Raw genomic sequence first — 11,792 nt, forward strand, 5'->3', positions numbered from 1 at the left:
TTTTTCGTTTTAAGTGAAAACAAGTGAATAAAGTATTATGTCTCTAGGTCGTGTTCATTCTCAGGATTCGTTTGGTACCGTCGACGGGCCGGGTATTCGTTATGTGGTGTTTATGCAGGGATGCCATATGCGCTGCCGTTACTGTCATAACCGGGATACCTGGGATCTGCGCGAAGGTGGTGAAGTCAAAAGCCACGAAGCCGTGTTTCAGGATATCTACAAGGTCAGGAACTTTCTTTCGGGCGGGGTAACGGTGACCGGGGGTGAGCCGTTGATCCAGGCTGAGTTTGTGGCTGATTTGTTTGCCGAGTGTCGTAAGGCGGGTATACACACCTGTCTGGATACCAATGGTTTTACCAAAACTATTACCGAACCGGTTGAACGACTGCTGGCGAATACCGATCTGGTGTTGCTGGATCTGAAGCAGATTGATGAAGATATGCATCAGAAGCTGACTTATGTGACCAATCGGCATCCGCTGAATTTTGCCCGTTATCTGCATGAAATTAACAAGCCCGTCTGGATTCGTTATGTAGTGGTAGAAGGGTATACGGTTGATCCCCAGTATGCGGCAAGGATGGCGGAGTTTATTGCGCTGATGAAGAACGTTGAGAAGGTAGAAATTCTGCCTTACCACTCGCTGGGCGTGCATAAGTGGGATTTGCTCAAGGATACTTATGAGCTGGAGTCTGTGACGCCGCCGACTACTGAGCAGCTTGAGGCTATTAAGGCGGAGTTTGTTAAGCGTGGAGTGGTTGCTGCTTATTGATTAAATTTTAAAGTGAGCTGACTTTGTGTTCTGAGTGTTGTGGCATCCACTATATTTAATCCCTCCTGTCATAAGCTGGATGTTGGAGCGCAGTGAATGAGTCCGTTCAGGTTATATAAGTTTCTGCTGTTTAGTGGCTGTTGCTTGCTGCTGAATATTGCTCCTGCAGATGATGCGCTGGTTGTACAAGTCGTGCTGGAACTGGAAGAGGATGAGTCAACCGGGGCCGGGCTTGTTTCTGGCGTTTATCCTGATCTGATGTCCAGTGAGGTGACGCTTGAGGCTTCCAGAAGCTTAGTGAAAAAAGTTTCTGGAGAGCAATACTACAAGACTCGGTTCAGGCTGATGGAAAAGCCCGGGGAAGAGTCGTCTGCTTTGCTCATCAATGAGTGGCAGGGTGTTAAAGAGCAAATAGTTTTTGAGCCTGATAAGAATGCATTGATGAACTCACTGAGTAATGCGCCGGTCAGGTTTATGGAAGGTGTTAGTGGCTGGGGGGCACCTGATTTCAAGCTGGTTGTTATTTCGCCTGATGCTGAGGGTTCATCGCTACCTCTGCTGGATGCCGAAGGAGCTGATGAAAAAAGGAAGCATTATGCCGGAACCAGAGAGGATGGAACTGTCGATGCTTCTGACGATGGGGGAGAGGGAGGTGCTGGAGATAAAGATATTGAGCATGAAGCTGATGCCAGAGGAAGTGGTAGTGATGATGGAGGAGATGGCGATAAATACCGTTTTAATAAAATCGCAGCAATACCTTTTGAGCAGGCGGTAAAAAAGCCATTAACTTCTATGCTGGCTGCTGTCGGTATGGCGACTGCGACATGGCTATTCGAGCAAATGACAGGCACTGGTAATCCGCAAAATGACAGGAAAATAGCTGCAGAGCAGCAGCTTGCCCGACTGACCAGGCATTTTGGCGGGGCTACTGTTCGAATTCGTTTGACGCAGTCTGCCCTGGAGTCGCAAATTGCCCTGCAAAATACGACAGATCATCGGGCAGGTTCAGAATTCAGAACTTACGGTTTTGTTTTTGAAGGGGAGTTTGCCGGTGCGTATAACGATAATGGGGAGCTGCCTGAATATAAAGGCTGCCCTGAAGGCTGCCTTGATTATCCCAACTGGAAGAATGTAAGAGTTGTTGTATCTATCAAAGAGTATGACCTTATGCCTATGCTTGAAGGTCTGAATGCCAGTCAGCCGGTAGGTGGTCTTGTTATCCGGGGAGTGCCGCAGGGGGTTAATAATCAGGATGCCTGGGTGGTTTGCATCAAGTGTGAAGTTCCAAAGAACGAGGTTGAGCTGACAACGGCCCAAAAGGTTGGACAAGCATTCTGGGTATATCTCTTTCCCCTGGTTATGACGGGAACAGGGCTGGTGTTCGACAAAGTGTTGGATATGTGGGTGTGGTTTAGAGAGGTGAGGACGCGCTTTTTATATCGACATGTGTTGATAAGGTGAGGCAAGCCTCAGGCTTGCCTCTTGAAAAATCACATTAGTTGAAAATGCGGTTTTCCTGCTCCTGAACCCGAATAAACGTAGTACGCTTAGTCAGTTCTTTCAGCTTTGCAGCACCCACGTAGGTGCAGGTGGAGCGAACGCCGCCCAGGATGTCCTGTACGGTTTCAACCACTGGACCACGGTAAGGTACTTTAACGGTTTTACCTTCGGAAGCACGGTACTTGGCAACACCGCCAGAGTGCTTGTCCATGGCAGTGTCGGAGCTCATGCCGTAGAACAGTCGGAATTTCTTGCCGTCTTCTTCTACCAGCTCGCCGCCGGACTCGTCGTGACCGGCAAACATGCCGCCGATCATTACGAAATCGGCACCGCCGCCAAAGGCTTTGGATACGTCGCCTGCACAGGTGCAGCCGCCATCAGAGATGATCTGGCCGCCAACACCGTGAGCGGCATCTGCGCATTCAACAGTAGCAGACAGCTGAGGGTAGCCAACGCCGGTTTTAACACGGGTGGTACATACGGAACCCGGACCGATGCCAACTTTTACAATGTCAGCGCCTTTCAGGATCAGTTCTTCAACCATTTCACCGGTCACTACGTTACCAGCGATGATGACTTTGTCAGGGTGAGCCTTACGTACGCGGGTTACGTAGGATACAAAGTGTTCGGAGTAGCCGTTGGCTACGTCGATGCAGATGAAACGCAGCTTGCTGTCCAGTGCCAGGATTTCGTTCACTTTTTCGAAATCACTGTCAGAGGTGCCTGAGCTGACCATGATGTGCTCCTGAATGCCTTCAGGGGCGTCAGCCAGGAACGCTTTCCATTCTTCAACGGTGTAGTGCTTATGCACTGCAGTCAGCATTTTGTGCTCGGCCAGAGCCAGAGCCATATTGAAGGTACCAACTGTGTCCATGTTGGCAGCGATAACAGGAACACCAGTCCATTCTGTATCGGTGTGTACAAAGCGGAAGGTTCGCTCCAGGCTTACCTGGGAACGGCTCTTCAGAGTGGAACGCTTAGGCTTGAACAGTACATCTTTAAAGCCCAGCTTGATATCAGCTTCAACGCGCATAATCTTCCCGTTAAGGCATCAGTCTTTCCAAAATAATTTTGTCGCTGTCATTGAGCGATAAAATTACGCGACTCATGCCTGTTTTTACAGGTTAATACAGAGGGTGATGTACAAGCGGCGGGTGCCTGATAGGTAGTTTCCGTTTCTACTGAATACAGTACCGGAAAGGGATGCAGAGTTTTGACGCTTATACCAGTCGAGTATACAAAATCATTGTCAAAGATCAAAGGGTTGATTGTTAATTCAAGTTTTTTGAATGGTGAATCAAAATTAGGCAATGCAGCTTCAGTTTTTTTAACAGTGAGGCTGCATTGGTTATACGTTAATCGATCAGATCGCGGATTTTGGTTTTGATCAGATCAATGGCAATACGGTTTTTGCCGCCGTGTGGAATGATCAGGTGAGCGTGCTGACGGGCGGGTTCAATAAACTGCAGGAACATTGGGCGTACGGTTTCAAGGTACTGTTTGATCACGGAATCAACATCGCGCCCGCGCTCTACAATATCGCGTTTCAAACGACGAATCAGGCAGATGTCCAGAGGGGTGTCCATATAAAAGCGCAAATCGAATGCTTCACGAATGTCCGGACGGGTAAACAACAGAATACCTTCAATAATCACCACGCGGGCAGGCAATACATGACGGCACTCTTCTTTACGATTGTGGATTGAGTAGTCGTACATGGGAACGTCGACCGCCTTGCCTGCTTTAAGCTGATTCATGTGATCCAGCATCAGTTCATGATCCATGGAGTCCGGGTGGTCGTAATTGGTGCGAACACGCTCTTCCATGGTTAGATGAGTCTGATCCTTGTAGTAGGAATCTTCTGAGATAATACACAGATGCTCTGACTGCAACTCTTCGATCAGGGTGTTCGCCAGCAGACTTTTACCCGATGCAGAAGCACCAGCAACACCGACAAGGATGGTTTTCTGTTTCATAAATAATCCACCATTGGGAATTGTGGATGAATAAAGGCTTCAGATGCCTGACGATTTTTTATGTAATTGGTTGCAGTAAGGGTTATTGCAATCAATTACAGCCAGCGTTACTCAGCTATGGTGACGATCGACAGGGTGAGGTTTTCCATCGTCGTCTATAGCAACATAGGTGAAAATGCCTTCTGTGACTTTGACCCGTTTCTGGTTGAATGGCATCTTCATACTCCATACTTCCAGTTTAATACGCATGGACGTTGTGCCAATGTGCATGAACTCGGCGTAACAGCAGACAACATCACCTACTTTGACCGCCTGGTGAAAGGACATGGATTCTATGGCTACGGTTGATATTCGACTGTGAGCGCGCTGTTTGGCAGCCATGCCGCCAGCCAGGTCCATCTGCGACAGTATCCAGCCACCGAAAATGTCACCATTGGCGTTAGTGTCGGCAGGCATTGCCAGAGTGCGAAGAACCAGCTCACCTCGGGGCTCATGCATCAGAGCATCTCCAAATCTATCCGGTTTGATCGGCGAATCCTAAGGGGCTGGGTGACTGTTGTAAATTGGTAGATGTCAGTTTGTGATTTTTTCGCAGTTTCGGTATAAGAGCCCGTTTCAAAAGCCCTGCTGTTAGAATGAATGCTTTTGAGAAGATTTCTGTACACGACTTCACTGTGTTTGGCTCGTAGGTTGGGATGAACGAAGTGACTCCCAACATGCTGATCAGGATTAAGCCCTCTGTGTTGGGTGTCGCTACCGCTCGACCCAACCTACGCGACACGTCAAAATTATTGAGTTCATGTGCCAGGCTCTTTATCCGGTAGAAAGGTTAGAAAAATTTATGGGATTTGATTCTCTCGTCAATACCAGCCAGCTGGTGATGCGCAACGCCCAGTGGCTGGAAAGCGACAATATGCTGCTGGTGGGTATGCCTGCTGATAATCTGGCCAGTGTTTTGCTGGAAGAGGGAGTTGCTACCAGAGTATCCGGTCTGACCCGGGATTATGCCGTTTACCGGCGTATCCGGTCTGTCTGGGCGCGTAATGAGCGGCTGAATCTGGAGTTTGCGCCGGTTGTTTCGAAAACTGAGCAACGCTTTGACGGTGTCATTCTGTTTCTGCAGAAGAGCAAGCCTTTAATGGATTACTGGCTGGACATGCTATTGCCGTTGCTGACAAAAGACGGCTGTATCTGGCTGGTGGGAGAAAACGGCGAGGGGATCAAGTCCTGGAGAAAGCGTCTTAAGAATACGTTTGAGTCGGTCAAAAACCTTGATAATGCCCGGCACTGCGGTTTGCTGGAAGGTGCTGCGCCTGTCAGCATTGAAGCATTTGACTGGCAGAAGGCCTTTACGGAATTTGAGATTCCGGTGGCAGGCCAACGATTGTCCATACAGTCTCTGCCAGGTGTTTTCAGCCATGGTCGACTGGATGTGGGGACTCAGGTGCTGCTCGATACGTTTGATATGATGCCTTCCGGGAAAGTGCTGGATTTTGGTTGCGGTGCTGGCGTTATTTCTGCTTATTTAGCCCAGGTGAAGGATGGGAATGACTATACCCTGGTGGACTGCGACGCTCTGGCACTGGCCAGTTCGGAGCACTCGCTGCAACAGCTTGGTGTTGAGCGGTTTAAAACCGTTGCCAGTGATGGCCTGTCGGATGTTGAAGGAAGTTTTGACTTTATTGTTTCAAACCCGCCTTTCCACCAGGGTGTGAAGACCCATTATGCAGTCACAGAACAGTTTCTGGCAGAATCGCCACAACGCCTGAATAAAGGTGGGGAGCTGAGAATTGTGGCAAACAGTTTCCTGCGTTATGAACCCATTATTGTTAAAGCCTTTGGTCATTGTAAAACACTGGTGACCCGTAATGGCTTCAGTGTTTATCAGGCCATTAAGCGTTAATGTCATCCTGAATGTTCAGGTGTCGTATTCCCGTCACCTGAACGATGCTTTGTCTGCTTTATTAAAAACTGCACATTTATTCTGACTCCCTATCAAACGCCATTTTTTAAGAAGAATTATTTCCTATACTAACCAGAAGTTGTGATTCCTAAGATCAGGGAGAGATCAGATGGCTTCAATTTTTGACAAAATGAATGCTAGGCTTCCAGCACTTTTGAGGCCAGGGAGTCGCTTGCGGACGAAGGCAGCAAGCGTTAAACCTTTAGTTGGTATAAAGAAGTTTGCTCTTAAAACGGTAATGCTTGCAAAACAGTTAAAAGTATTAATACCTCGTCAATTACGTAATTTCGCCAGCAATGTATACACCCCTAAAGCAACCCTCAGAAGTAAACTGGGTGCGGATGTAGATTCTGCCCTTCATAGTCGCTCTATCAGAAGAGTCGATTCAAACACCCTTCTGGAGCAATTTAAGCAAAAGGGGGAGAAATATGGTACTGAGGCAGCCAAACGAGAAGCTAAAGAGTTAATGGACGCTTTTGTTAAATTGCAGCCAGCGCTGGAGGCATTTATTTCTGGAGCAGATGCAAGAACTGATCGTTATCAACAGAAGTTGACTGCAATTGAACAAGAATTTACACAAGGGATTGAGCACCTTAAGGATATTGCGTGGGAAGATATGCTTGCTTTTCTTGAGGGCGCATCAAGTGAGGAAGTTACTCAATATCAAAGTCTGCACCAATTAGTGTATGGCACCAGCCATGTTGATACAGGTTCTGATGTTCGACTAAATGGATTAAAGCAGACCGTTCAGGAAATCAATGAAAACCCAGGCTTGAGAAGAGAGGGAGAAACCACTTTTGAAGCGGCATTGAGAATAATGAGGACTGAGTGGTCGAAACATAAACGCACTGTGAAACAACAGTTGAGAACCTGGGAAGACAACAAAGACATTACAAGCGCACGAAAATATCAACACCATCTGGCATTTCTCGAGTCAGTTGAAAGTCTTGAAAGAATGATTAATGAACCTAATCAAGACATTGCCAGAGAGGCTAGGCAGCACTTCCTTGGGAAATACGGTGAACTGTTTGGTGTTCAGGGGCGCATGCCCGCTGCTGCCAAACATTTGAAAGGCTTGAGAGATGCAGATTCGGGCAGTGAGACAAATTCTGGCAACGATACAGATTCGGATGAGGACGAATTTTATGAAACACAGACAAGTGCTGAAGGTTTAGGTTCTGGGGATGAAACTTCCGGGGTTGAGACTGAGACTGATGCTGATGCTGCTCCGAAGGCCAAAAAGGCTCCAAAGCAGTCGGGGCTAAGACGAAGGAAAAAGTCTTCTATTAAAGAAAGAAATGAACGCTATAACAGGCGTGCAGGCAATAAAGGTGTTAGTGGACAAACAGGCCTTGACTCTGATTGAAGCCAATAGAGTGTTGACTGCACTCTTGTAAGTGCAAATACAAACAGCCCCATTACTCAATGGGGCTGTTTGTATTTAGAGTCTCAAAAAAAATCTTTTAAGTAAGGCTTTTACCTGCTCGGTGAAAACTGTTCCTTCCTGATAAAGCGTAATGCGCTTATCCACTCGGGCAGAATTTTTGGATGACTTGTTTTTGTTCAGCGTAATGATGTATCGGTGGTCGGGATGACTGGGGGACGGCCGCAGTGCTGTTATAGATGACACGTTCAGACTGTTTGTAGCCTCTACAACACCAATAAAAGACAGAGACGACTTTACCGGTAGAATTATCCATGCAGTACCATTTTTTGTGCAGAAGCCGGGAAGTGGCCTGAACAAGGTCTGAAAAACTAAGGCTTTCGGTATGCCGGGCCATTGTACGCTTATCATTAGCTGCTTTCAGCGAGTTCTCAAAAAAAGGCGGATTGCAGATGATTGTGTCATAGCCATCAGGTGCGCCGAAAAATTGTTGAATAGCGGACTGAGTAACCGTTATTCGGTCAGACCATGGGCTTTGAGCAACGTTCTGTCTTGCCTGACGAGCAGCATCGTCATCCAGCTCAACGGCATCAATATGAGCAGAGCTGCGCTGTGCCGCCATCAGGCTTAACAGTCCTGTTCCTGTGCCAATATCCAGAATGCGCTGGCTCTCTTCAACATCCACCAATGCGCCAAACAGGCAGGCATCCATGGTGACCTTCATGGCGCACTGGTCCTGATCTACCCGGAACTGTTTGAACTGGAAATAGGTGTTCGATTTTCTCGCCATTTAATTAGCCCTGCCCAACAGGCAACTCTTTTTGAACTGAAGGTTCTTTCTGAGCTGATGGCTCTCTGTTCGCTGAAGGCTCTGTGTATTTCGGTTTTGAGAGCTTTTTTGCGGAGGGTTTGTGCTGTTGCAGAACAACGGCAAAAACAATCATCACCAGCCCGACGTAAGTCGTTGGATGGATGCTTTCCTGCAGAATATTTGCGATGAAGAATAGAGAAAGGAAAGGGCTCAGATAGCTGATGTTACTCACGGCAGCCGTATTCTCAGCCAGCTTAAGCGCTTTCAGCCAGAGAATATAGGCAAATCCCATTTCAACCAGACCGATGTAAGCAGCCCCCAGCAACCCTTCAATACCTGCGGGACTGAAATCAGAAGCGATAGCGGTTGCGGCGATAATCCATGGCATACCAAACAGGAAACAGATCAACAGGCCAACCAGTGGGTCACCTTTCAGGCGGGTATTGAAAATCCAGTACACCGCCCAGGTCAGTGTACTGGCAAGGGCAAGAACAACACCGAGGGGGCTGCCAAAGTCAAGACTTTGCAGTTGACCACGGGTGCTGATAATCAGTACGCCCAGATAGGCAACCAGACAACAAAAGACGTCTTTACGACTAAGGACTTTTCCCAGAAACGGAACAGCAAGCAGACTTAGTGCAACAGGCCAGCTGTAGTTAAGCGCCTGCGCCTGCTGGGCAGGCAGGAGTTCATAAGCTCCGAACAGAAAGATATGATAAAGAAAGGGGTTGAGTATACCGAGAAAGGCGTAGAGCCAGAATGATTCCCGGGCCTGACGGATTAACAGTTTGCCTTTTTTTTGCAACAGGACAATGCTTCCAAGCAGCAGGGTAGATGTCAGAACTGACCAGAAAACCAGTTGCCAGGGGTCAAGATAATCAAGAGTTAGTTTGAACGCTGTTGCGATGGTTGACCATAACAGCGCAGTGGCCAGAGCGTAACTGCATGCCTTGGATTGAGATGTCATTGCTTGCCTGTTTATTTATACACGTTTTCAAGATAGGGGCGCTTATATAGCATACTCATAAACAGGCTGTCAGCTAATAGTTTGCAGCCTTCCATGGCTACAGCGGCGGGTTATTCTTCACCGGTGACAAGACTGGCCTTGCGATTGGAAGCTCTGCCTGCACGGGTATCGTTGTGTTCAAGTATGACTCCGCCTGCCATTGGCTTTATCCGGTCGCCGGAAATGCCCTGTTTGACAAGGTAATCCCTGACTGCCTCTGCCCGGCGCTGGGACAGGTCAACGTTGTAAGCGGGTTCACCACTGTCATCAGTGTAACCGTATACCCGGAGCTTCAAATCCGGATTGTCTTTCATCTTCCGGCTGACGCTATTGAGGAGCTGTCGGGAAGCATCATCAAGGTTTTCTTTGTCAAAGCGAAAATGGATCTCACCCAGGTTTTCAGACACTTTCAGGTAGCACCCCTGTCTATCAACCGGCGCTCCCTTCATGGTATTCGGGCATTTGTCCAGACCATCAGGCACACCATCACCGTCTGAATCTATGGGGCAGCCTTTGTCGTCAACCATAACACCTGCCGGTGTATTGGGGCATTGGTCCATATTGTCTGCAACACCGTCACCATCGCTGTCAGGGCAGCCGTGTTCGTTAACGGTCATGCCAGCAGGCGTGTCTGGACACAGATCCTGATAGTCAGGTACGCCGTCGTTGTCTGAATCTATGGGGCAGCCGGACTCTCCAACTTCGACGCCCGGAGGCGTGTTTTTACAAAGGTCGTAGCGATCAGCGACACCATCGGCATCACTGTCCTTGTCAGTAAATGCACAAAGCAGGCCCCCAAGCAATGCCCCTGCGGCGGCACCTCCGGCAGCAGCGGCACCCCCTTCTACTGCGGCACCAATAATACCTCCCGAGCCACCCCCAATGAGCGCGCATTGCCCCCACCGTTTAAGGCTGCCGTCAGTCGCACATCCCGATATCATGACGCTGAACAGGACTGGAATCAGAACTCCTGAATATGAGCGGGGGCTGGACATAGCTAGAACTCCGGACGGATAGAAGGAACATTGCCAGATAGCGGCGGTACTCCCAGAAACAGAAAGACTGTTTCTGGCATAAAATATAACGACGCCTGTTTATTTGCGTCACACCAGAAACAGGTTTTTAGTGGAACCGGGAAAGTATAGGTCAGGATGGGTTGGTTAATGCAATCACTGACATAATGAGTGGTCACAGTAGGTTTAATCCTTGGTTATGATGTGGATATTAGCGGTATTGACTGTCTTCCAAGCAACAGACTTTCACTTTAGTATGCCCATGATTTTATAACTTATTTCAGGACGTTATTCCCAAGGCTATGCAGACAGCAATTGAGAACAGCAACAACGACTCAACACCAGCGGTTCAGGTGAGCTGTCGATTTTCTGTGGCCCCTATGATGGATTGGACGGACGTACTATAAAAATAGATGTACTTATGGTGATGGGGACCTTTGTGGGGACCTGAGTAGACGTCAGGCCTGCAGTTATCGCTATTTTCTAGTGTTGGACTGCCAGACAGCATGGTGTTGAGTGTATAATTTCGCCTTGTGATAAAGGACTGAACTGTAGGTGATGAAGTGGATATTCTGTTGTCAGGCACTAACGCTTTCTGTAAATATTTGAACATCGACCCACCCCGAATTCCCAGTCCGGATGGTAAGCGTATTGGAACTCAGCCAATTCAGACTACTCAGGATACTATGGCTTGGCAGTGTCATGCTGCAAAAAGGCAGAGTTCGGCAGGTGAAATGATTGATGTCATAGTGGTTGAGGCCAGAAGTCGCTAAGTCATACTATTTTCCAATCCTGAATTTGAAAGCCTGAGCGAGTTTATTGAAGCATTTACAAAGCGCTGGGCGGAAGAGTCTGTGCATATGGCTATGGAGAGTGGTGCAACGACTCAAGAACATTATCTGCAGATGTTCCACCAGTTCGATATTACAGCGAAGAAGGTGGAAGTTTTCAGAAATACGGATCTCAGTGTTAACGGCCATGTCAGCGACGCTGAGCAGTGGTTAATAGAATCTTATCCACGCTACGACGTTGATATTCTGGATCGTGGAGAGGAAATTGGGCTCGGCATGCATATCAACCAGTTTCGAAAGAAGGCTAAGCCTTATCCGGGAGCGAAGCGGCAGGTGTCTTTTCTCCCTATGTCCCGAATGGTTGATGACTGGCTTTATCGTTTTGCCCGAGGATTATCACAGTGGAGCCACCCCGGTACAAAGGGTGGGGATTTTCCAAACCCTTATGCTGCCGAAGTTTGCTCAGCACAGAAACAAGCCAGAACGCGTGACGAGGGAAATACTACTTTGCCTGATAATGTGATCAGTCTTGAACAAGTACGCAGAAACAAAAAGCGGTGAACAGAGTTTACTTGAAAG

Annotated in this window: 11 protein-coding genes; 5 read left to right on the top strand and 6 right to left on the bottom strand. The window is 48.1% G+C overall.

Going from position 1 to position 11,792, the window contains the following annotated elements:
• The first annotated feature begins 37 nt into the window (after positions 1-37).
• Positions 38-769, top strand: a complete 732-nt coding sequence (gene pflA, locus V5J35_RS18450) for a pyruvate formate-lyase-activating protein (protein ID WP_354008557.1) — start codon at positions 38-40, stop codon at positions 767-769.
• A 96-nt stretch (positions 770-865) separates the two neighbouring features.
• Positions 866-2,230: a hypothetical protein gene (locus V5J35_RS18455; RefSeq protein ID WP_354008558.1), complete on the top strand. Its 1,365-nt coding sequence runs from the start codon at positions 866-868 to the stop codon at positions 2,228-2,230.
• A 34-nt stretch (positions 2,231-2,264) separates the two neighbouring features.
• Here the strand turns inward: V5J35_RS18455 and V5J35_RS18460 are convergent, their stop codons facing one another.
• The 3 genes from V5J35_RS18460 to yciA all read right to left on the bottom strand — a co-directional run bounded on the left by V5J35_RS18460 (position 2,265) and on the right by yciA (position 4,743).
• Positions 2,265-3,302, bottom strand: coding sequence for a GMP reductase (locus tag V5J35_RS18460; RefSeq protein ID WP_354008559.1), 1,038 nt, complete (start codon positions 3,300-3,302; stop codon positions 2,265-2,267).
• Positions 3,303-3,624: 322 nt separating this feature from the next.
• A complete protein-coding gene (gene udk / locus V5J35_RS18465; protein WP_354008560.1) occupies positions 3,625-4,245 on the bottom strand; it encodes a uridine kinase in 621 nt (206 codons plus the stop codon).
• A 111-nt stretch (positions 4,246-4,356) separates the two neighbouring features.
• Positions 4,357-4,743, bottom strand: coding sequence for an acyl-CoA thioester hydrolase YciA (gene yciA, locus V5J35_RS18470; protein WP_354008561.1), 387 nt, complete (start codon positions 4,741-4,743; stop codon positions 4,357-4,359).
• Positions 4,744-5,086: 343 nt separating this feature from the next.
• Between yciA and V5J35_RS18475 the strand changes: the two genes are divergently transcribed.
• Entirely contained in the window at positions 5,087-6,148 is a 1,062-nt protein-coding gene (locus V5J35_RS18475; protein ID WP_354008562.1) for a class I SAM-dependent methyltransferase, read from the top strand.
• 169 nt (positions 6,149-6,317) lie between these two features.
• Positions 6,318-7,574 carry a hypothetical protein gene (locus tag V5J35_RS18480; protein ID WP_354008563.1) on the top strand — a complete coding sequence of 419 codons (1,257 nt, stop codon included), beginning with the start codon at positions 6,318-6,320 and terminating at the stop codon, positions 7,572-7,574.
• A 157-nt stretch (positions 7,575-7,731) separates the two neighbouring features.
• On the opposite strand, the gene V5J35_RS18485 is transcribed toward V5J35_RS18480, so the two are convergent.
• From V5J35_RS18485 to V5J35_RS18495, 3 genes are all read right to left on the bottom strand, one after another.
• Positions 7,732-8,382, bottom strand: a complete 651-nt coding sequence (locus V5J35_RS18485; protein ID WP_354016469.1) for a tRNA1(Val) (adenine(37)-N6)-methyltransferase — start codon at positions 8,380-8,382, stop codon at positions 7,732-7,734.
• 4 nt (positions 8,383-8,386) lie between these two features.
• Positions 8,387-9,370 (bottom strand): DMT family transporter, encoded by a 984-nt coding sequence (locus V5J35_RS18490; RefSeq protein WP_354008565.1) that lies wholly within the window; start codon positions 9,368-9,370, stop codon positions 8,387-8,389.
• Between the two features lie 110 nt (positions 9,371-9,480).
• Entirely contained in the window at positions 9,481-10,404 is a 924-nt protein-coding gene (locus V5J35_RS18495) for an OmpA family protein (protein WP_354008566.1), read from the bottom strand.
• 872 nt (positions 10,405-11,276) lie between these two features.
• Between V5J35_RS18495 and V5J35_RS18500 the strand changes: the two genes are divergently transcribed.
• Positions 11,277-11,774: a hypothetical protein gene (locus V5J35_RS18500; protein ID WP_354008567.1), complete on the top strand. Its 498-nt coding sequence runs from the start codon at positions 11,277-11,279 to the stop codon at positions 11,772-11,774.
• Positions 11,775-11,792 lie beyond the last annotated feature (18 nt).

The sequence above is a fragment of the Endozoicomonas sp. NE40 genome (assembly GCF_040549045.1).
Classification (GTDB): Bacteria; Pseudomonadota; Gammaproteobacteria; order Pseudomonadales; family Endozoicomonadaceae; genus Endozoicomonas_A; species Endozoicomonas_A lisbonensis.

Bases quoted from the DNA above. Each gene is read 5' to 3' on its own strand.
- V5J35_RS18480 (WP_354008563.1), top strand. From the start codon at position 6,318: ATGGCTTCAATTTTTGACAAAATGAATGCTAGGCTTCCAGCACTTTTG.
- V5J35_RS18475 (WP_354008562.1), top strand. From the start codon at position 5,087: ATGGGATTTGATTCTCTCGTCAATACCAGCCAGCTGGTGATGCGCAAC.
- pflA (WP_354008557.1), top strand. From the start codon at position 38: ATGTCTCTAGGTCGTGTTCATTCTCAGGATTCGTTTGGTACCGTCGAC.
- V5J35_RS18495 (WP_354008566.1), bottom strand. From the start codon at position 10,404: ATGTCCAGCCCCCGCTCATATTCAGGAGTTCTGATTCCAGTCCTGTTC.
- V5J35_RS18485 (WP_354016469.1), bottom strand. From the start codon at position 8,382: ATGGCGAGAAAATCGAACACCTATTTCCAGTTCAAACAGTTCCGGGTA.
- V5J35_RS18490 (WP_354008565.1), bottom strand. From the start codon at position 9,370: ATGACATCTCAATCCAAGGCATGCAGTTACGCTCTGGCCACTGCGCTG.
- V5J35_RS18455 (WP_354008558.1), top strand. From the start codon at position 866: ATGAGTCCGTTCAGGTTATATAAGTTTCTGCTGTTTAGTGGCTGTTGC.
- udk (WP_354008560.1), bottom strand. From the start codon at position 4,245: ATGAAACAGAAAACCATCCTTGTCGGTGTTGCTGGTGCTTCTGCATCG.
- V5J35_RS18460 (WP_354008559.1), bottom strand. From the start codon at position 3,302: ATGCGCGTTGAAGCTGATATCAAGCTGGGCTTTAAAGATGTACTGTTC.
- yciA (WP_354008561.1), bottom strand. From the start codon at position 4,743: ATGCATGAGCCCCGAGGTGAGCTGGTTCTTCGCACTCTGGCAATGCCT.